This is a genomic window from Cryobacterium sp. TMT2-17-1, from assembly GCF_004402765.1.
GTDB classification, from domain to species: domain Bacteria; phylum Actinomycetota; class Actinomycetes; order Actinomycetales; family Microbacteriaceae; genus Cryobacterium; species Cryobacterium sandaracinum.
This window is the reverse complement of record NZ_SOGC01000049.1, coordinates 60,475-80,423: the sequence shown is the minus strand read 5'-3', so window position 1 is coordinate 80,423 and position 19,949 is coordinate 60,475. Positions and strand designations below refer to the sequence as shown.

At 69.0% G+C, this 19,949-nt stretch carries 15 protein-coding genes; 12 read left to right on the top strand and 3 right to left on the bottom strand.

Translation table 11 applies throughout. The annotated features are described in order from the left end of the window. Positions 1–6: 6 nt before the first annotated feature. The 4 genes from pdhA to E3O47_RS14590 all read left to right on the top strand — a co-directional run bounded on the left by pdhA (position 7) and on the right by E3O47_RS14590 (position 4,518). Positions 7–1,116 carry a pyruvate dehydrogenase (acetyl-transferring) E1 component subunit alpha gene (gene pdhA / locus E3O47_RS14605; RefSeq protein WP_134421045.1) on the top strand — a complete coding sequence of 370 codons (1,110 nt, stop codon included), beginning with the start codon at positions 7–9 and terminating at the stop codon, positions 1,114–1,116. Beyond that, a complete protein-coding gene (locus E3O47_RS14600; RefSeq protein ID WP_134416418.1) occupies positions 1,116–2,210 on the top strand; it encodes an alpha-ketoacid dehydrogenase subunit beta in 1,095 nt (364 codons plus the stop codon). The genes pdhA and E3O47_RS14600 overlap by 1 nt, the downstream gene beginning before the upstream one ends. Next, positions 2,207–3,670 carry a dihydrolipoamide acetyltransferase family protein gene (locus E3O47_RS14595; protein ID WP_134421043.1) on the top strand — a complete coding sequence of 488 codons (1,464 nt, stop codon included), beginning with the start codon at positions 2,207–2,209 and terminating at the stop codon, positions 3,668–3,670. The genes E3O47_RS14600 and E3O47_RS14595 overlap by 4 nt, the downstream gene beginning before the upstream one ends. Before the next feature lie 185 nt (positions 3,671–3,855). Beyond that, on the top strand, positions 3,856–4,518 hold the full coding sequence (locus tag E3O47_RS14590) for a VOC family protein (RefSeq protein WP_104101125.1): 663 nt from the start codon (positions 3,856–3,858) through the stop codon (positions 4,516–4,518). Between the two features lie 207 nt (positions 4,519–4,725). Here E3O47_RS14590 and E3O47_RS14585 read toward each other — a convergent pair whose 3' ends face one another. Beyond that, on the bottom strand, positions 4,726–5,337 hold the full coding sequence (locus tag E3O47_RS14585; RefSeq protein ID WP_104101126.1) for a TetR/AcrR family transcriptional regulator: 612 nt from the start codon (positions 5,335–5,337) through the stop codon (positions 4,726–4,728). A 121-nt stretch (positions 5,338–5,458) separates the two neighbouring features. Between E3O47_RS14585 and E3O47_RS14580 the strand changes: the two genes are divergently transcribed. From E3O47_RS14580 to E3O47_RS14560, 5 genes are read left to right on the top strand one after another with little or no spacing between them, the layout of a single operon-like run. Next, positions 5,459–7,066 (top strand): carboxyl transferase domain-containing protein, encoded by a 1,608-nt coding sequence (locus E3O47_RS14580; RefSeq protein WP_104101127.1) that lies wholly within the window; start codon positions 5,459–5,461, stop codon positions 7,064–7,066. An 8-nt stretch (positions 7,067–7,074) separates the two neighbouring features. Continuing rightward, complete coding sequence (locus tag E3O47_RS14575) at positions 7,075–9,258, top strand: biotin carboxylase N-terminal domain-containing protein (protein WP_134421041.1); 2,184 nt, start codon at positions 7,075–7,077, stop codon at positions 9,256–9,258. After that, complete coding sequence (locus E3O47_RS14570) at positions 9,255–10,421, top strand: acyl-CoA dehydrogenase family protein (protein ID WP_104101134.1); 1,167 nt, start codon at positions 9,255–9,257, stop codon at positions 10,419–10,421. Before E3O47_RS14575 ends, E3O47_RS14570 begins: the two co-directional genes overlap by 4 nt. Before the next feature lie 11 nt (positions 10,422–10,432). Continuing rightward, positions 10,433–10,918: a MaoC family dehydratase gene (locus E3O47_RS14565; RefSeq protein WP_134421039.1), complete on the top strand. Its 486-nt coding sequence runs from the start codon at positions 10,433–10,435 to the stop codon at positions 10,916–10,918. Continuing rightward, entirely contained in the window at positions 10,915–11,778 is an 864-nt protein-coding gene (locus E3O47_RS14560) for a CoA ester lyase (protein ID WP_134421037.1), read from the top strand. The genes E3O47_RS14565 and E3O47_RS14560 overlap by 4 nt, the downstream gene beginning before the upstream one ends. Before the next feature lie 277 nt (positions 11,779–12,055). On the opposite strand, the gene E3O47_RS14555 is transcribed toward E3O47_RS14560, so the two are convergent. Continuing rightward, positions 12,056–12,559 carry a glutathione peroxidase gene (locus E3O47_RS14555; protein WP_134421035.1) on the bottom strand — a complete coding sequence of 168 codons (504 nt, stop codon included), beginning with the start codon at positions 12,557–12,559 and terminating at the stop codon, positions 12,056–12,058. A 332-nt stretch (positions 12,560–12,891) separates the two neighbouring features. Between E3O47_RS14555 and E3O47_RS14550 the strand changes: the two genes are divergently transcribed. Together E3O47_RS14550 and E3O47_RS14545 are read left to right on the top strand one after the other, a co-directional pair. Further along, on the top strand, positions 12,892–14,580 hold the full coding sequence (locus tag E3O47_RS14550; protein WP_233191417.1) for a ribonuclease J: 1,689 nt from the start codon (positions 12,892–12,894) through the stop codon (positions 14,578–14,580). A 135-nt stretch (positions 14,581–14,715) separates the two neighbouring features. Then, positions 14,716–16,758: a transglycosylase domain-containing protein gene (locus E3O47_RS14545; RefSeq protein WP_166785408.1), complete on the top strand. Its 2,043-nt coding sequence runs from the start codon at positions 14,716–14,718 to the stop codon at positions 16,756–16,758. 183 nt (positions 16,759–16,941) lie between these two features. Here E3O47_RS14545 and E3O47_RS14540 read toward each other — a convergent pair whose 3' ends face one another. Next, entirely contained in the window at positions 16,942–18,561 is a 1,620-nt protein-coding gene (locus E3O47_RS14540; RefSeq protein ID WP_104101145.1) for a peptide chain release factor 3, read from the bottom strand. 242 nt (positions 18,562–18,803) lie between these two features. On the opposite strand from E3O47_RS14540, the gene E3O47_RS14535 reads away from it, so the two are divergent. Next, complete coding sequence (locus E3O47_RS14535) at positions 18,804–19,901, top strand: aldo/keto reductase (protein WP_104101299.1); 1,098 nt, start codon at positions 18,804–18,806, stop codon at positions 19,899–19,901. The last annotated feature ends 48 nt before the right edge of the window (positions 19,902–19,949 follow it).

Genomic DNA, 19,949 nt, shown 5'->3' with positions numbered 1-19,949 from the left:
CATCTGATGCACACTGTCCACACCGGGGAGACCCCCGACATTCTTCTGCAGCTGCTGAGCCCCGAGGGGATGCGGCTGGCCGACGCCGATCTGGATCCCTGGGTCGCGCACGTGACCGGGGCCGACCTCGCGGCGCTTTACCGGGACATGGTGGTGGTGCGCCGCATCGACGCCGAGGCCACGGCGCTGCAGCGTCAGGGAGAGCTGGGGCTCTGGCCGCCGTTGCTCGGCCAAGAGGCCGCGCAGATCGGCTCGGGCCGCGCGCTCCGCGCCGACGACTTCGTCTTCTCCAGCTACCGTGAGAACGCCGTCGCCTGGTGCCGGGGCATAGCGCCCACCGACATCCTCCGGGTGTGGCGCGGCACCGCGCAATCCGGCTGGGACCCGCTGGTGTACCGAATGGCGACGCCCAGCATCATCATCGGGGCGCAGACCCTGCACGCCACGGGCTGGGCGATGGGAGCCGTGTTCGACGGCGCGGACTCGGTGGCCGTGGCCTACTTCGGCGACGGCGCGACCAGCGAGGGCGACGTCAGCGAGGCGCTCGTGTTCGCGGCGAGCTTTCAGGCGCCGGTGGTCTTCTTCTGCCAGAACAACCACTGGGCCATCTCCGAGCCGGTCGGACTACAGACCCGCTTCGGCATCGCCGGCCGGGCCCCCGGGTTCGGCATTCCCAGCCTCCGAATCGACGGCAACGACGTCCTGGCCGTGATGGCCGCGACCCGGCTGGCCCTGAACCGGGCCCGCACCGGGGGAGGCCCCACCTTCATCGAAGCCGTCACCTACCGGATGGGCCCGCACACGACCGCGGATGACCCCACTCGCTACCGGCCGGCGGCCGAACTCGAGGAGTGGGCGAAGAAAGACCCGATCCTGCGACTGCGACGGCTGCTCGACTCTCTCGGCCTGTTCACCCCCGAGCTGGAGTCTGAGACCCAGGCTCTGGCCGACGCCACGGCCGCCGAGCTGCGCGCCGGCTGCATCGGCCTGCCTGACCCGGAGCCGTTGACCGTGCTCGCCAACGTCTACGCCACCCCGCACGCCGGGGTCGACCGCCAGCGTGCGGAGTACGCGGCCTACCTGGCGAGCTTCGAGCCGACCGGAGAGAAGGTCTGATGTCAATCGAAACCATCCGGAGTGCTCCGGCTACACGCGCGAACGGCTCGACGCCGGTGCCTGTGACGCCGGTGCCTGTGACGCCGGTGTCGCCGATCGAGGCGGCGCTGACGGACACGAAGACCCTGACCCTGGCCAAGGCGATCAACGCCGGGCTGCGCCAGTCCATGCTCGACGACCCGAAGGTGGTGCTCCTCGGCGAGGATATCGGCGCCCTCGGCGGCGTGTTCCGGGTGACCAGCGACCTGCTCGCCGAGTTCGGGCCGAACCGGGTCGTCGACACCCCACTGGCCGAGTCCGCCATCATCGGCACCGCGGTGGGGCTGGCGTACCGCGGCTACCGCCCGGTCTGCGAGATCCAGTTCGACGGCTTCATCTTCCCCGGATTCGACCAGATCGTCAGCCAGGTGGCCCGGTTCCACTACCGCACCCAGGGGGCCCTGCGCATGCCCATCACCATCCGGGTGCCGTTCGGCGGCGGCATCGGCGCCGCCGAGCACCACTCCGAATCGCCCGAGGCCTACTTCACGCACACCTCGGGCCTGCGCGTGATCGCGGTCTCGAACCCGCAGGACGCCTACAGCCTGATCCGCCAGGCGATCGCCTCCGACGACCCGGTCCTCTTCTTCGAGCCCAAACGCCGCTACCACGTTGCCGGCCCGGTGACCCCGCAACTCGGCGAGCCCTTCGAGAGTGCCCGGGTCGTGGCCGCCGGCACCGACGTCACGCTGATTGCCTACGGAGCGCTGGTGACCACGGCGACGGATGCCGCGCTCGCCGCCGCCGACGAGGGCATCTCGGTCGAAGTCATCGACCTGCGCTCGCTCTCGCCCATCGACTACGCCGCCGTCGAGGCATCCGTTCGCAAAACCGGCCGGCTCGTCGTCACTCACGAGGCCGCCCGCTCGGGCGGGCTGGGTGGCGAGATCATCGCCGAGGTCACCGAGCGCTGCTTCGACTACCTCGAGGCCGCACCGGTGCGGGTCACCGGCTTCGACATCCCGTACCCGGCGGCGAAGTTGGAGAGCCACCACCTGCCCGACCTCGACCGCATGCTCGATGGGGTCGACCGAGTGCTGGGACGACGACGATGATCAAGGTTTTCAGGTTGCCCGACCTCGGCGAGGGGTTGACCGAATCGGAGATCGTTGCCTGGCGGGTCGCGCCCGGCGACACGGTGACGCTCAACCAGCTCATCGCCGAGGTCGAGACGGCCAAGGCCGTCGTCGAGTTGCCGTCGCCCTTCGCGGGTGTGGTCGCCGAACTCCACCAGCAGCCCGGCACCACCGTGCACGTGGGTGACCCGATCGTCTCCTTCGAGGTCGCCGGCGCCGAGCCTCCCTCAGTTCCTTCGGCCGCTTCTCCCGCCGATGCGGCTCCTGCGGCTCCTGCTGGTCCTACGGCTCCTGCTGGCGAGCCCGAACGGCTGGCCGTGCTCGTGGGGTACGGCGCAGCGGCCGAGCGTGGCGGGCGGCCGCAGCGACGGGCCCGCGCGGGGGCGACGGATGCGCCGGGCCGGGCCGGGGTCTCTACTCCGGCAGCGAGGTCCACGTCGGCGCCTGCCTCGACGTCGACGCCGGCCTCAACGTCGGCCGCGTCACCCGCGGCTCGGGAGGTGCCGGCTACCGGGGAGCGCCCGCGGTCCACGCCGCCGGTGCGCGCGCTGGCTCGCACACTGGGCGTCGACCTGACCCAGGTGACCGGGACCGGTCCGACGGGCTTCATCATCCGGGAGGACGTGGCGGCGTACGCCGCCCCCGCAGCCCTCGGCGTCTGCCACACACCGAACGAACCGGGACTCGAGCTCGGGCGCGCCGAACCGGATGACCGGCCCCCGGCATCCGTGCCCCGTGCCCGGGAAACCCGCAGCCCGATCCGGAGTGTGCGCAAGCAGACCGCCGCCGCCATGGTGCAGAGCGCCTTCACCGCGCCGCACGCCACGGAGTTCCTGACCGTGGATGTGACGCCGACGATCGAGCTGATCGACGCGCTGAAACGCGACCGGGGGTTCGCCGACGCGCGCATCGGCGTCCTTGCCGTGGTCGCGAAGGCGCTCTGCCTCGCCGTCGCCCGCACGCCCGAGGTCAACACCCGCTGGGACGAGGCGGCCGGCGAGATCGTGCAGTTCCATTACGTGAACCTCGGCATCGCCGCTGCCACGCCGCGCGGGCTGATCGTGCCCAACATCCCGGATGCCGACCGGCTGGCTCTCGCCGACCTCGCCGCGGCGCTCGCCGCGCTGACCAGCGCCGGCCGGGCGGGAGCGACCAGCCCGGCCGCCCTGCACGGCGGCACGATCTCGATAACCAACATCGGCTCGTTCGGCATCGATGCGGGCACGCCGATCCTGCCTCCGGGGGAGGCCGTGATCCTCGCGCTGGGAGCGATTGCGCCGCGGCCGTGGGAGTATCGCGGCGAGGTCGCGCTGCGGCAGGTGGTCACTCTCAGCGTCGCCTTCGACCACCGTCTCGTCGACGGAGAGCAGGCGGCCCGGTTCCTGACCGACGTCGCCGGCATCCTCGCCAACCCCGCGCGCGCCCTCGCCCTCCTCTAGGAGTCAGTGGTCAGCCCCTAACGAATTCGACGGAGATTTTGCTCCCACAGCCCGAAATTTGGGTAAAGACGGGCATTTTTCCAAAAATCTCCGTCGAATTGGTTCGCAGCCTGCGGGAGCCGGCCGGCAACGGATGCCCCCGAGCGCGCCTTGACGGGGCTCGGACCGCGCAGCAGAGTGGGGGGATGAAATCACCGGGCACCCTCCTCACCCCTCTCGACACCGAGTCCGTGCTCGCCGGCGGAGCCTTCGTCCACCTCGACGGCGCCCTGCACGGCTCGTTCACGACCCGGGACTTCGCCTCGGCTGTGCGCCTGGTCGACCAGGTTGCCGAGGCGGCGGATGCGATGAATCACCACCCCGACGTGCGGCTCGGCTACGGCCAAGTCGGCTTCCGCCTTTCGTCCCACGACGCCGGCGGCGTGACCGACCGCGACCTGCGGCTTGCGCTGCGCATCCAGGAACTCGCGGATGCGCAGGGCGCCGACCGTGCGCCGGTGCGGCCGGCCCGCTACGACGTGGCGATCGACTGCACCGACGCCGAAGCGATCCGGCCGTTCTGGCGGGTGGGTCTCGGCTACGTGGAGGTCGACAGCGAGGGCGAGATCGAACTCGTCGATCCACACGGCCAGGGCCCGCGGGTCTGGTTCCAGACGATGGATATCGCGCGCACCGAGCGCAACCGCATCCACCTCGACGTGTATCTGCCCACGATCGACGCCGAGTCCCGGGTGCAGGACGTCATCGCCGCCGGCGGCGATCTCCTCACCGACGAGCACGCCCCCGACTGGTGGGTCCTGGCCGACCCTGAGGGCAACGAGCTCTGCGTCTGCACCACCGTCTCCTGAGCTGGCGACTGAGCCGTCTTCTGAGCCCGCGAATATATTCGTCTGATGGCTCGTCGACGGGTCGTGGACTGAGCCGCTAAGCCCCGGCTACCGCCGAGATCGACACTTCCGGTCGAGGTCGACAGGCACACCGGTTGATCTTGACCAGAACGGTCGACGTCGACGGATGCCCGGCTCACGCCGGCGCGAGCCCCCCGCCCGCGAGGCTTAGGCGGGCGCGAGCCCCCCGGCCCCGAGCGCCGCGAGCGCCATCTCCTCGAGCAGCGGCCGCACCTTGCCGCTCGGCGACGCCGGCAGCGTGTGCGGGGTCGAGTTCAGTAGTCCGAACGTCGCCTGGGCACGGATGCGCAGCAGCTGCGCATCAACCTCGGGGTGCACTTGCCCGAGCACGCTCACCCACAGCTCCACGTAGGTGCGCTGCAGGGCGCGCACCTGGTGCCGGTCCGGGGCGGCGAGGCTGTCCAGGTCCCGGTCCTGCACGCGGATGACGTTCGGATGCGAGAGGGCGAAGTCCGTGTGGAAGCGCACCAGCGCGTGGAGTGCGCCCGCGGCATCCGGAGTGCCCGCGACCACGGCCTGCCCGCCCGCCACCAACGTCTCGCTGACCTCCACCAGCAGCGCGGCCAGCACGGCCGGCTTGCCGCTGAAGTGCCGGTACACGGCCGGTCCGCTCACGCCGACGGCCGCGCCGAGGTCCTCGATCGAGACCCCGTTGTAGCCCGACCGGGCGAACAGCGTGGCGGCGGCCCCGAGCAGTGCCTGCCGCCGGTCGGCCTTGGCCTGGCTCCGAGCCGTCGGCGAGGACGGGAGGACTCCCATTCGGTGCTCCGTTCACGCGGAAACTCTGGACAACTCAGTTATGAACCGCTAACCTGACTTTCGGTTAGTGCACGCTAACTGTACCGGCTGAACACTCAAGCGGGAAAGCGGGAAGTCGTCGATGGAGACACTCGCGAGTCTGATCGACTCGACCAGTCCGGCCTTCGACGCGAACGCCACCGCCCACCGCGAGCTCGTCGCCGACCTGCGCCGCCGCCTCGCCGTCGTCGCCCTCGGCGGTCCCGAGGCCTCCCGCCAGCGCCACCTCGCCCGTGGCAAACTGCTGCCGCGCGAACGCATCGACCGGCTGCTGGATGCCGGCAGCCCCTTCCTCGAGATCGCGCCCCTGGCCGCCACCGGACTCTACGGCGACGACAGCCCCGGTGCCGGCCTGATCGCCGGGATCGGGCTGATCCACGGCCGCCACGTGCTCGTCATCTCCAACGACGCCACCGTCAAGGGCGGAACCTACTACCCGATGACGGTCAAGAAGCACCTCCGGGCGCAGGAGATCGCATTCGAGAACCGGCTCCCGTGCGTCTACCTGGTCGATTCGGGCGGGGCCTTTCTGCCGCTGCAGGACGAGGTCTTCCCCGACCGTGACCACTTCGGCCGCATCTTCTACAACCAGGCCCGGATGTCGGCGGCCAAGATCCCGCAGATCGCCGCCGTGCTGGGATCCTGCACCGCGGGCGGCGCCTACGTGCCGGCGATGAGCGACGAAACCGTGATCGTGCGGAACCAGGGAACAATTTTCCTCGGCGGCCCGCCGCTGGTGAAGGCCGCGATCGGCGAAATCGTCACGGCCGAGGAGCTCGGCGGCGGTGACCTGCATGCCCGCACCTCCGGGGTGACCGACCACCTCGCCGAGGACGACGAGCACGCACTCCAGATCGTGCGCGACATCGTGCGTTACCTGCCCGCGCCTCCGCCGCCGGCCTGGCCGCGGCTGCCGGCCGTCGACCCCGTTGCCGACCCGGCCGAGCTCTACGGCGCGGTGCCGACCGACCCGCAGGGCCGCTACGACGTGCACGAGGTGATCATGCGTCTGGTTGACGGTAGCGAGTTCCATGAGTTCAAGAAGGAGTACGGTACTACCCTGGTCACCGGCTTCGCGCATCTGCATGGCCATCCGGTCGGCATCATCGCCAACAACGGTGTGCTGTTCTCCGAATCCGCCCTCAAGGGGGCACACTTCATCGAGCTGTGCGATCAGCGCGGCATCCCGCTGCTGTTCCTGCAGAACATCTCCGGTTTCATGGTCGGCCGCGACTATGAGGCCGGCGGCATCGCCAAGAACGGCGCGAAAATGGTCACCGCCGTCGCCACCGCGCGCGTGCCCAAGCTCACGGTCGTGATCGGCGGGTCGTTCGGCGCCGGCAACTATTCCATGTGCGGCCGTGCCTACTCGCCCCGCTTCCTCTGGATGTGGCCGAACAGCCGCATCTCCGTGATGGGCGGCCCGCAGGCCGCATCCGTTCTCGTCACCGTTAAACGCGAGCAGCGGGAGAAGGCCGGCCTGCCCTGGTCGACGGATGCCGCGGAGGAGGTCACCGCGCCCGTCACCGCCCAATACGAGCGGCAGGGCAGCCCCTACTATTCGACCGCCCGGCTCTGGGACGACGGGGTGATCGACCCGGCCGACACCCGCACCGTGCTGGGCCTGGCCCTCGACGTCGTTTCCGGGCCACCCCTGCCTGAGACCGCTTTCGGCCTCTTCCGGATGTGAGGCGCACCATGACACCGAACGCACCGACACCGAACGCACTGACACCGCGCTTGACACTCTTCGAGACCGTGCTGGTCGCCAACCGCGGCGAGATCGCCTGCCGCATCATCCGCACCCTGCGCACGATGGGCATCCGTTCGGTGGCCGTCTACAGCGACGCCGACCGTGATGCGCTGCACGTGAGCCTCGCGGACGCCGCGGTGCGCCTCGGCCCGGCCGCGCCCCAGGCGAGCTACCTGAACATCGACGCGATCCTGGCGGCCGCGGCGGCCACCGACGCCGACGCCGTGCATCCCGGCTACGGATTCCTCAGTGAGAACGAGGCCTTCGCCCGCGCCTGCGCCTCCGCCGGCCTCGTCTTCGTCGGACCGGGTCTGAACGCCCTTGCCGTGATGGGCGACAAGATCCGCGGCAAGAACCATGTCGCCGATAGCGGTGTGCCCGTCATTCCCGGGTTCTCCCGGCCCGGCCAGACCGACGACCAGCTCATCGCCGCCGCCGTGGAGGTGGGCTACCCGCTCCTGATCAAACCGTCCGCGGGCGGCGGCGGCAAGGGGATGCTGCGGGTCGACGCCGCGGGCGAGCTCGCCGCGGCGCTCGTCACGGCGCGGCGCGTGGCGCAGGGCGCGTTCGGCGACGACACGCTGCTGCTCGAGCGCTTCATCGATCAGCCCCGGCACATCGAGGTGCAGGTGCTCGCCGACGCTTCGGGCGCCGTGATCCATCTCGGTGAGCGCGAGTGCTCCCTGCAGCGCCGCCACCAGAAGGTGATCGAGGAGGCTCCGTCGCCGCTGCTCGACCCGGCCACGCGTGCACGCATCGGCGAGGCAGCCTGCCAGGCCGCCCGGAGCGTCGGCTACACCGGCGCCGGCACGGTGGAGTTCCTGGTCTCCGATGCGGCCCCGGACCAGTTCTTCTTCATGGAGATGAACACCCGGCTGCAGGTGGAGCACCCGGTGACCGAGCTGGTCACCGGCCTCGATCTGGTCGAGTGGCAGCTGCGCATCGCCGCGGGGGAACCGCTGCCGCTGACCCAGGCGGAGGTGGTGCTCACCGGGCACGCGATCGAGGCGCGCCTCTACGCCGAGAACCCGGCGCGCGGTTTTCTTCCCAGCCAGGGCACCGTGCGCAGCCTGTCCGAACCGGTCGGCGAGGGCATCCGGGTCGACAGCTCGCTGCGTCCGGGCCTGCCGATCTCGGGGGTCTACGACCCGATGCTCGCCAAGGTGATCGCCTGGGGTGCTGACCGCGCCGAGGCCCTCGCCCGCCTCGACCGGGCACTCGCCGACACCGTGGTGCTCGGGGTGCACACCAACGTGGAGTTTCTCCGGTTGCTGCTGCACAACCCCGACGTGCGTGTCGGTCGCCTCGATACCGGCCTGATCGAGCGCAGCCTGCCCGGTCTCGGACTCCGGGGGATGCCCGGGCAACCGCTGCCCGACCACCTGCCGGCCGCCGCGGCCCTGTTCCTGCACGCGCGCGCCACCGCCACCGCCCGCACTGCCGCCGCGGGCGCCGACGCCGCGGGCACCGGCACAACGAGCGCCGCCGCCGGCCTGTGGGCACAGCCGAGCGGCTGGCGGCTCGGTCCGGCCCGGCCGGTGCACTACAGCCTGCGGGTCAGCGCCACCGAAACCGTCGACGTTGCCGTGCTGACCGGCCCGGACGGCCTGACCGTGGCCGTCGACGAACGGATGCCCGTTCCCGGCCGACTCGCGCCCGTCACCGGCCACGCCGATACCTTCGCCTGTGAACTGGGCGGCCGCCTTGAGGTGCTGCAGCTCGTGTCCGACGGCCCGCGCCTCTGGCTCGGCCAGAGCGGTTTTGGCACCGAGCTGGTGCACCGCTCCCGGGCCGAGCAGCTCGTCGACCGCCTCACCGGCCTCGACCGGGCCGGGGGAGAGGCCGGGGCGGCCCGGCCGGAGGTGCGCTCGCCGATGCCCGGGACCGTGGTTGCCGTGCACCTCGCCACGGGCGACCTGATCGTCGCCGGCCAGCGCATCCTCACCGTGGAGGCCATGAAAATGGAGCACCATCTGCTGGCCGAAACGGATGGCCGGCTCACCATCGGCGTGCGCCCGGGTGACCTCGTGCGCCTCGACCAGATCGTCGCCACAGTCGCCGCCACCGCCGTGACCACCGGGACGGAAGCCACACCACCAGCCACGCCAGTCAAGGGAGACCCAACGTGAAACAGGAACTGACCGAGCAGCAGCAGCAGCTCAGCGACACCGTGCGCGACTTCGCCGACATGGTCGTAGCGCCGGCCGCCTACGAGTACGACACCAAGCGCAGCCTGCCCTATGACATCATCGCCCAGATGGGGGAGTTGGGCCTGTTCGGCCTGCCATTCCCGAAGGAGTACGGCGGCCAGGGCCAGGACTACTTCGCGCTCTGCCTCGCGGTCGAGCAGCTTGCCCGGGTCGACCAGTCCATCGCCGTCACCCTCGAGGCCGGCGTGGGGCTCGGCATCATGCCCGTCTACCGGCGCGGAACCGAGGCGCAGAAGCAGGAGTGGGTGCCGCTGCTGACCAGCGGGCGTGCGCTCGCCGCGTTCGGGTTGACCGAGGCGGATGCCGGCTCCGACGCCGCCGGCACGAAGACCACGGCCGAGCTTTCCGGCAGTGAATGGGTGATCAACGGCACGAAGCAGTTCATCACCAACTCCGGTTCCGAGATCACCCGGCTGGTCACCGTGACAGCCGTCACCGGCGAGTCCGAGCGCCCCGACGGCTCGGTGAAGAAGGAGCTCACGGCCATCCTCGTGCCCACCCCGACCCCGGGGTTCACGGCGCTGCCGGCTTACGACAAGGTGGGCTGGCACACCTCCGACACGCATCCGCTGCTCTTCGAGAACGTGCGCGTGCCCGAGGCCAACCTGCTCGGCGAACGCGGCCGCGGCTTCGCCAACTTCGTGCAGACCCTCGACGAGGGGCGCATCGCCTTCGCCGCGCTGTGCACGGGTGCGGCGCAGGGCTGCCTCGAGGAGTCCATCCGTTACGCCAACACCCGCAATGTGTTCGGCCGGTCGATCGGCTCCAACCAGCACATCGCGTTCAAGATCGCACGGATGCAGGCTCGCGTGTACACGGCCCGCCTCGCCTACTACGACGCGGCCATGAAAATGGTGCATGGACACCCCTTCAAAATGGAGGCCTCGATTGCCAAAATGGTGGGAAGCGAAGCCGCCATGGACAACGCCCGCGACGCGACCCAGATCTTTGGCGGCTACGGGTTCCTGAACGAGAACCCGGTGGCGAGGCACTACCGCGACTCGAAGGTGCTCGAGCTCGGTGAAGGCACTACCGAGGTTCAGCTGATGGTCATCTCGCGGGCGCTTGGGTTCACCGGTTAGGCGGGAGGAAAATGAGCGACGAACGACGCACGATCGAGCAGCGCGGGCTGTATTACGAGGAATTCGACCTCGAGGCCCGCTACCGGCACAGCCCCGGTCGCACGGTGACCGAGGCCGACAACGTGCTCTTCAGCACGCTGACCATGAACTCGCAGGCACTGCACCTCGACGCGGCGTGGGCGGCCACCCAGCCGTTCGGGCGGCGCCTGGTCAACTCGATGTTCACGTTGGCGACGCTGGTGGGAAGTTCGGTCGCGCAGCTGACGCAGGGCACGATCGTGGCGAACCTCGGCTTCGGGGAGGTGACGTTCCCGCATCCGCTCTTCCACGGCGACACCCTCTACTCCGACACGATCGTCACCGCCCGCCGGCTGTCGGCGTCCCGGCCGGGCCAGGGGCTGGTCACGCTTCGGCACACCGGTCGTAACCAGGAGGGCGACGTGGTGGCCACGGCCGAGCGCACGGTGCTGGTCTGGTGCCGGGCGGCCGTCCAATGAGCTTCGACCTTGGACCCGCGCTGCTGTTCTGCCCGGCCGACCGCCCCGACCGGTATCGCAAGGCGGCGGAGCGGGCGGATGCCGTGATCCTCGACCTGGAGGATGCGCTCCTGCCCGGCAACCGGGCACGCGCTCGCGGCCTGCTGGTCAGCCATCCGCTCGACCCCGAACGCACTGTCGTGCGCGTCAACCCGGCCGACACGCCCGACTTCCAGCTTGACCTCGCCGCCCTCGACGACACCCTGTACCGCTACGTGATGCTGCCGAAAACCGTGAGCGCCGCTCACCTCGCCGCTCTCGCCCGGTTCGAGGTGATCGCACTCTGCGAGACCGCCGCGGGGGTGCTCGCCGCCCCCTCGATTGCGGCCGAGCCCAATGTGGTGGCGGTGATGTGGGGCGCCGACGACCTGGTGGCCTCGCTCGGCGGCAGCTCGAGCCGGTTCCCCGACGGCAGCTACCGCGCCATCGCCCGCCATGCTCGGTCCGCTGTGCTCCTGGCGGCCGGGGCCAACGACAAGGCGGCCGTGGACGGCGTGTTCCTGGCCATCCCCGACCTCGAGGGTCTGCAGGCCGAGGTGGTGGATGCGGTCGCGAGCGGATTTCGCGCCACCGCCTGTATCCACCCCAGCCAGGTGCCCGTCATCCGGGCCGCCTACCGGCCCACGCCTGCCGAGGTCACGGCGGCGTGGCAGATCCTGGAGGCGGCCGCGGGAGAGGGGGGCGTGTTCGCCTACCAGGGGCGCATGATCGACGCACCCCTGCTGCGCCACGCCGAAGCGGTGCTGCGGCGGGCGGCGACCGTCCCGCCGGAACCGGGATTTCCGACGGGATCGGCTCCGGCCGACTCGGTGGACCACTAGCTGCCTCTGTTCGGCGTCGAATTCGTTCACGGCGCAGCGCGGGGTGGGGCGACCGATGATTGCCCGAACCGCGTAAGCCCTGCGGCATATCCGTGGCGCCTTGTGGCTTAGTCAGGAGATACGTCTGGCCACGCCGGGCATCCACGCCGGTTCCGCACTGGTCCGGGGCGGCAGGTTCACGAGGGCGACGGATGTCCTGAGTTGACCACACGCGCGGGCTCGTCCTGGACCCATCCACCCCGGGGGAGCCAGGGGCGTCAACCGGCTCGGTGGGCTCTTAGGCGGCGTTGGCCGCGAGGGTCTTCTCGATCGCCTGCACGATCTCGTCGGACTCCGGCTCGACCGTCGACGCGAAGCGGTTGACGATCTCACCCTCGGGACTCACCAAGAACTTCTCGAAGTTCCACTTGATCAGACCGGGCAGCAGGCCCGACTTGAACTTGGTCAGCTGAGCGTAGAGCGGGTGCTGGTGCCTGCCGCGCACGTCGACCTTCACGCTCAGCGGGAAGGTGACGCCGTAGTTCTTCTGGCAGAACGACTCGATGTCCGCCTCGGCCCCTGGCTCCTGTCCCATGAACTGGTTGCAGGGAAGGCCGAGTACGACGAGTCCCTCGTTCTGGTACTTCTGGTAGAGCGCTTCGAGACCGGCGTACTGCGGAGTGAACCCACATTTCGAGGCGACGTTCACGACCAGGACGGCCTTGCCGCCGAACTGGCCGAAGGTCGTTTCCGTGCCGTCGATGAGGGTGAGTGGGGTCGAATACAGCTCTGAGGCAGACATGCGGCTGACGCTACCGGTGCTGCCTTCGAGAAGGCTGGGCAGGGGAGCGGTGAAGGGGCTGACCAGGCTGCGATAGAATGAGGCGTCATGAGCATCATCCGTGCCCTCTCGACTGCCGTGTCGATGACTTCACGGACCTGACGCCACCGCCTTCGGACTCAGCCTCGACTCCGACCCGATCGGACATTAGCGTCCGCCCCGGGCGCGGCCGCCCGAATCCAGACTTTGCACGATCTGTTCACCAGAACATCCGTTCACCAGGACCCGACCACGGTCCACTACGCGAGACACGCCCGCGACGCGCGCGTTTTCACACTGAGAAATGAGTTTTTTTGACCAAGCACCCGCTCGACCTGTCCACGCCGCCGCAGCTGCCCAGGCGCGGCCTCCGCGTCACCCCGCTCGGCGGTCTCGGCGAGATCGGCCGCAACATGACGGTCTTCGAACACAAGGGCAAGCTCCTGATCGTGGACTGCGGCGTTCTCTTCCCCGAAGAGACCCAGCCCGGCATCAACGTGATCCTGCCCGACTTCTCGTCGCTGCGCGACCGCCTCCAGGACATCGAGGCCATCGTGCTCACCCACGGCCACGAAGACCACATCGGCGGCGTGCCGTACCTGCTGCGCGAGCGCAAGGACATCCCCGTCATCGGATCACAGCTGACCCTGGCCTTCGTCACAGCGAAGCTCGAAGAGCACCGCATCACGCCGCGCCTGATCGAGGTCAAGGAGGGTCAGCGCCGCAAGGCCGGCCCGTTCGACCTCGAGTTCCTCGCCGTGAACCACTCGATCCCCGACGGACTCGCCGTCGCGATCCGCACTGAGGCCGGCCTCGTGCTCGTCACCGGCGACTTCAAGATGGACCAGTTCCCCCTCGACAACCGCCTTACCGACCTCCCCGGCTTCGCCCGGCTCGGAGAAGAGGGCGTCGACCTGTTTCTGACCGACTCGACCAACGCCGAGGTTCCCGGGTTCACGGTGACCGAGGAAGACATCCGCCCGGCCATCGACGCCGTCTTCCGCACCGCTCCTCGCCGGATCATCGTTTCCAGCTTCGCCAGTCACGTGCACCGCATCCAGCAGGTCATCGACGCCGCCGCCCGCCACAACCGCAAGGTGGCCTTCGTCGGCCGCTCGATGGTGCGCAACATGGGCATCGCCGAGAAACTGGGCTTCCTGCAGGTGCCCAAGGGCCTTTTGGTTGACGTCAAGGCCTTCGACCGGATGAAGGACGACAAGGTCGTCCTGATCTGCACCGGTTCGCAGGGTGAGCCCATGGCCGCGCTGGCCCGCATGGCCAACCGCGAGCACACCATCAAGATCGGCGAGGGCGACACCGTTCTGCTGGCCAGTTCGCTGATCCCCGGAAACGAGAACTCGATTTACCGGGTCATCAACGGCCTCACCCGCTGGGGTGCCAACGTCGTGCACAAGGGCAATGCCAAGGTGCACGTCTCCGGCCATGCGTCGGCCGGCGAACTCGTCTATGTCTACAACATCGTCAAACCCAAGAACGTCATCCCGTACCACGGCGAATGGCGCCACCTCAAGTCCAATGCCGATCTGGCCATCCGCACGGGCGTCCCCGAGGACCAGGTCCTCGTCGTCGAAGACGGCGTGGTCGTCGACCTCGTCGACGGTGTCGCGAAAGTCACCGGCCGCGTGGCTGCCGAGCTCGTCTTCGTGCACGGTATGACGGTCGGCGGCGGCGGCTCCGAGGAGGCTCTCGCCGACCGCGTGCAGCTCTCCAACGACGGCGCGGTCACGATCCTCGGCATCCTCGACACCCGAACCGGGCTTCTCACCGAGCCGGTCGAGTTCATCGCCCGCGGCTTCGTGCAGGACAACGAGTGGATCCAGGGCGCGACCAAGTCCATCGATGACGCCCTGCGCGCCGCGAACAAGGTCAAGATCGTCAACGGCGCAGAGCTCGAAGACATCTTCACGCAGAGTCTGACCCGCTGGATGCAGCGCAAGTACCGCCGCATCCCGGTCATCACTTCGGTCGTCGTCGACGCCTGATTGTAGCCGCCGGGCCGCCGGGCCGTTCGGCCCGGTGGCCCTCCCGCTTCCTTCGCAACCAGAAACGACTCGGCGCTCATGACCCCTGAAATGTCCGGTAGGAAAAACGCCCGTCGGTCCCGACGGCGTTCGCGTGTGCTGATCGCGCTCAGTGTCATCGTGGCCCTGCTGGCGACGACGGCGATCGTGGCCGTGGTCAATCTGCCCGACGACCTGTCAATCGGCCGGTTGTCGCAGAAGAGCAACATCTACGCCACCGCGAGTGACGGTTCGCCCTATCTGCTCGCCTCCTTCTACGACCAGAACCGGGTCGAAGTGAGTTCGGATGCGATCAGCCAGTACGTGAAGGATGCGGCGACCTCCGGCGAGGACCCGGGATTCTACGAGCACGGCGGCGTGAACGTCTGGGGCAGCCTCACCGGCGCCGTCACCACGCTGTTCACCGGCGACGTCCGCGGCGGATCCTCGATCACCCAGCAGTACGTGAAAAATGTGCTCGTGCAGCAGTGCGAGGCCCTTTCCGATGACGCCGAGCGCATGATTTGCTACGACGCGGCCACGGAGACCAGCCCGTGGCGCAAACTCAAGGAAATGAGCCTCGCCGTCGGTCTGGAGAAGAAGTCCTCCAAGGACGACATCCTGCGGCAGTACCTGAACATCACCGGCTTCGGTGGATCCGTCTACGGCATCGAGGCGGCCGCCAACTACTATTTCAACACGACCGCGGCCGCGCTGACGCTGCCGCAGGCCGCGAGCCTCGTCGCGATCGTGAACAACCCGGTCAAGTTCCAGCTCGACGAACCCGACAGCACGACCAACGGCGCCGCCAACGGGTACGCGGCCAACAAAGAACGCCGTGACTACATCCTCGACGAGATGCAGGAGAACGAGAAGATCAGCACGGCGGACCACGACGCCGCGATCAGCGCTCCGATCGAACCGACCATCACCGAACCGAGCACGGGGTGCCGCACCGCGGGCGGAAGCGCCTACTTCTGCGACCTGGTGCTCCAGACCCTCCGGAACGATCCGGCCTTCGGGGCGGATGCCGATGCCCGCCTGGCCAACTTCCGGCTCGGCGGCTACAACGTGTACACGACCCTCGACCCCGTCCTGCAGAGCGCGGCAGAGAGCACCATGGCCGAGAACGTGCCCAAGACCTTCGAGGACTGGGATGTCGGCGGCGTGATCACGAGCGTGGGCGTCGGTACAGGGCGGGTGCTGGCCATGACCCAGAACAAGGACTATAGCCAGGACCCGGCCGACACCGGAGCGAACTTCACCGGCATCAACTACAACACCGATCTCGACCAGGGCGGCTCCAACGGATTCCAGACCGGGTCGATCTACAAGGTTTTCACCCTCGCCGAATGGCTCACTCAGGGTAATTCGCTCGCCGACTCGGTCAGCGCCTGGGAACGCGACGAGTGGGGAACCTTCGAGGACAGTTGCAACGGTCCCCAGGACTACGGCGAGAGCTTTGCGCCCGGCAACGACTCCTCCTCGGATGACGATTCCTCCTATTCCGCCCTGGAATCGACCATCGACTCGATCAATACCGGCTTCATCGGAATGGCCAAGGAACTCGACCTCTGCGGCATCCGCAAGACGGCCGAAGCCTTCGGCGTGCACCGCGCCGATGGTGGCGCGCTGGAACAGGGCGCGTCCGCGGTGCTGGGCACCAACGAGATCGCGCCGCTGACGATGGCCGCCGCCTACGCGGGGATCGCCAACAATGGCGTCACCTGCACGCCGATCGTGATCGACCGGATCACCGGCCCCGACGGAGCCGAACTTCCCGCCCCGCAGTCGAATTGCACGCAGTCCGTCACCCCCGAGGTTGCCGCGGCCATGAGCTACGCGATGGAGCGCGTGATGACCAGAGGCTCGGGTAGCCCGTCGTACTACGACACCGACCCGCAGGTGCCGATGATCGGCAAGACCGGCACCACCGATGAGAACAGGGACACCTGGATGGCCGGTGCGAGCACGAAAGTCGCCACCATCGTGGGCGTCATGAACGTGTCCGGGGTCGGCGAAGACCAGCGGGAGACATATTTCGAGAGCGGGCAGGCGGCCACGGCCCGGCACCGGATGTGGCCCGAGATGATGGGCGTCGCCAACGAAAAGTACGGCGGAGACGAGTTCACGGAGCCGCCGCGCGACCTGACCCGCTGACCCCATGCCCGACGGCATCCGCCTGACCGCTGCCCTCGTGCTGGCCGCTGCCCTCGCGGCGTCAAACCAATGCGACGGAGATTCTGGCCTGAATCCGGTTTTCCGGCCGGTTTGGGCCGGTTTTCGGCAGAATCTCCGTCGAATTCGTTCGGGCTGCTGGCCTGCGAATCAGGACCGACTCGCCTAGTACGCGGCGGGAACCTCGTTGCTGCCCGTGGCGAGGTCTTCCAGCATCAGCTCGGGGTGGTCGCGCACGGTGTTGCGCAGCCGCCACGGAGTGCTGAACAGGGCGAGCAGCGTGCCGTCGGAGCGCATCAGCACCTCGACCTGGCGGTCGTGGCCGAGGATCTCGGCGCTCGCGCGGTCGGTGCGCCGGGCCAGCTGGTAGGGCAGAGCCTCGGTGCGAATGGCGGCGCCGAAGTCGTGGGTCATCCGTTCCTCCACAACCTCGAACTGCATCGGCCCGACCGCGCCGAGCACCGGCGCCTGGTCGCCGCGCAGCTCCGACCGCAGCACCTGAATGACACCCTCGTGGTCAAGCTGGTCTATGCCGCGACGGAACTGCTTGTGCTTGCTGGAGTCCGCCGACCGCACCACCCGGAAGTGCTCGGGCGCGAACATCGGCAGCGGCGGGTATTCCACCGGTTCGATCTCGAAGATCGAGTCGCCCACCCGTAGGGCGGAGGCATTGACCAGGCCGACGATGTCGCCGGGCCAGGCCTCGTCGGCCACCTCCCGCTCGCGCCCGAACAGGTGCTGCGCGTACTTGGTGGCGAACGGCCGCCCGCTGGCCGCGTGGGTCACGATCATCCCGCGCCGGAACTGACCCGAACAGACCCGCACGAACGCGACGTGGTCGCGGTGCGAGGCGTTCATACCGGACTGCACCTTGAACACGAAACCGGAGAAGGCGCTGTCCACGGGGCGGTGGCCACCGGATGCGTCCTCCCGGGCTTCCGCGGCCGGCGCGAAGTCCACGAGGGTGTCCAGAATGTGCTGCACGCCGAAGTTGAGCACGGCCGCGGCGAACAGCACCGGGGTGGTCTCGTTCGCGAGGAAGCGGGCCTCATCGTGGTCCTGGCTCTCCTCGGCGAGCAGCTCGGACTCCTCGGTGGCGGTGACCCAGGCTGCGCCCTCCTCGGCGGCCGCGACGGCCACACTCAAGCGCTCGGGTTCGGCGGCTTTCGTTCCGCCGGCGGTGCGGTGAAAGCGGATGAATTCGTGCGAGGACCGGTCGATCACGCCGCGGAAGTCACCGGCGATCCCGACGGGCCAGGTCAGGGGAGTGGGTAGGAGTCCCGTGCGCTCCCGGATCTCGTCCATCAGGTCCAGCGCCTCGGCACCGGGACGGTCCCACTTGTTGATGACCGTGATCACCGGTAGGCCGCGCTGCTTGCACACCTCGAAGAGCTTCATGGTCTGCACCTCGAGACCCTTGCTGGCGTCGACGAGCATGACTGCGGCGTCGACGGCGGAGAGCACGCGGAAGGTGTCCTCGGAGAAGTCGGCGTGCCCGGGGGTGTCCACCAGATTGATCACGGTGTCGCGGTACTCGAACTGGATCGCCGCGCTGGTCACGGAGATGCCGCGGGCCTGCTCCATCGCCATCCAGTCGGAGACGGTGCCGCGTCGGCCGGCCTTGCCGTGTGTGGCGCCGGCCGTGGTGATGGCCCGCGCGTGCAGCAGCAGGGCCTCGGTGAGCGTCGACTTCCCCGCGTCGGGGTGCGAAATCACGGCGAACGTGCGTCGCCTGCGCGCTTCTTTCATTACCTCGGGCGTGGACACGCCGGCGAGCTGCGTCATGGATCCTTCTTTCGCGGATGATTCGGGCAGGCGGGGGGCGTTGCCTGGGCGGCCGCTACTCAGGAATCGGTTCCCCCAATTCTAACTTCACACTCTGGGAACTGGTTCTCCGCTTCCGGCGGCGGGGTTCAGGCCCAATGCGCGCACGGTTTGGTAACGGTCCAGGCGTGTCCTTCGCAACGTTCGGCCCCGGGGATAACCTCGGCTCAACCGAAGGGAGACGACGGATGCCGCGTCCGGGCATGCATGGTTCCCGCCGTACGACCACCAGCCTGCCCGCTCATCCGACCGGACAGGGCCCGGCTCCGATCTCGACGTCCATCCCGACCGCCCCGCAGGCGGTTTTTCTGCCCCCGCCCCCGCTCGCGATCCCGGATCTGTACGTCCCGCAGGCCGCCCCCGCGACCGGGGCGTCACCCCTGGCGCTCCGCCGCACGATTGCCGACACCGACCTCACCGTGCACCCGCTGGCACTCGGCACGAGCGTGTTCGGGTGGACGGCAGACGGCGCCACGAGCCACCGCATCCTCGACCGCCACCGCGACCTGGCCGGCAACTTCCTCGACACGGCCGACAGCTACACCTCCGGCCGCAGCGAGGTGATCATCGGGTCCTGGCTGCGCTCGCGCCGAACGCGCGACAGCACCGTCATCGCCACCAAGATCGGCAAGAACCTCGACAACCCCGGGCTCTCCTCCCGCAGCATCATCGGCGCCGTGCACGCCTCCCTCGACCGGCTGGGGACGGATTACATCGACCTGCTGCACTTCCACTTCGACGACCCGACAGTGCCGCTGGAAGAGAGCCTCGGCGCCGTCGATGTGCTCATGCGCCGCGGCCAGGTGCGCTACCTCGCCGCCTCCAACTTCTCCGCCGAACGCCTGATGGAGGCCCGGGTTCTCGCGGCGAACGGCCTGCCCCGCTTCGTTGCCCTGCAAACGCAGTACAGCCTCCTGCACCGCACCGCATTCGAATCCTCTCTCGCCCTCGTCACCCGCGCCCAGGGAATGGCGGTGCTCCCCTATTTCGCGCTCGCCCACGGATTTCTGGCCGGCCGGTACCGGTCGAAGGCCGATCTGGAGAAGACCACTCGCAGCTCCCGCGGCGCCCAATACCGCAACCGCAGCGGATTCCGCGTGCTCGCGGTGCTGGACCGCATCGCCGAGGAGCACGAGGCGCCGCCAGCGGCGATCGCGATCGCGTGGCTGCTCGCACGGGGGCCGGTCGTGGCGCCGGTGGCCAGTGCCAGCCAGCCCGAACAGGTCGACGCCCTCGTGACGGCGGCCGGCATCCGTCTGACCCGCAGCGACATGGTGGACCTCGACCGGATCTCGGCCTGACGCACCGGTGCCGGCCGAACACCGGTGCCGGCACCCGGGCCGCGTCGG

Excerpts from the sequence above, each read along its gene's own strand:
- pdhA (WP_134421045.1), top strand. The coding sequence starts at position 7 with ATGCACACTGTCCACACCGGGGAGACCCCCGACATTCTTCTGCAGCTG.
- E3O47_RS14600 (WP_134416418.1), top strand. The coding sequence starts at position 1,116 with ATGTCAATCGAAACCATCCGGAGTGCTCCGGCTACACGCGCGAACGGC.
- E3O47_RS14595 (WP_134421043.1), top strand. The coding sequence starts at position 2,207 with ATGATCAAGGTTTTCAGGTTGCCCGACCTCGGCGAGGGGTTGACCGAA.
- E3O47_RS14590 (WP_104101125.1), top strand. The coding sequence starts at position 3,856 with ATGAAATCACCGGGCACCCTCCTCACCCCTCTCGACACCGAGTCCGTG.
- E3O47_RS14585 (WP_104101126.1), bottom strand. The coding sequence starts at position 5,337 with ATGGGAGTCCTCCCGTCCTCGCCGACGGCTCGGAGCCAGGCCAAGGCC.
- E3O47_RS14580 (WP_104101127.1), top strand. The coding sequence starts at position 5,459 with ATGGAGACACTCGCGAGTCTGATCGACTCGACCAGTCCGGCCTTCGAC.
- E3O47_RS14575 (WP_134421041.1), top strand. The coding sequence starts at position 7,075 with ATGACACCGAACGCACCGACACCGAACGCACTGACACCGCGCTTGACA.
- E3O47_RS14565 (WP_134421039.1), top strand. The coding sequence starts at position 10,433 with ATGAGCGACGAACGACGCACGATCGAGCAGCGCGGGCTGTATTACGAG.
- E3O47_RS14560 (WP_134421037.1), top strand. The coding sequence starts at position 10,915 with ATGAGCTTCGACCTTGGACCCGCGCTGCTGTTCTGCCCGGCCGACCGC.
- E3O47_RS14555 (WP_134421035.1), bottom strand. The coding sequence starts at position 12,559 with ATGTCTGCCTCAGAGCTGTATTCGACCCCACTCACCCTCATCGACGGC.
- E3O47_RS14540 (WP_104101145.1), bottom strand. The coding sequence starts at position 18,561 with ATGACGCAGCTCGCCGGCGTGTCCACGCCCGAGGTAATGAAAGAAGCG.
- E3O47_RS14535 (WP_104101299.1), top strand. The coding sequence starts at position 18,804 with ATGCATGGTTCCCGCCGTACGACCACCAGCCTGCCCGCTCATCCGACC.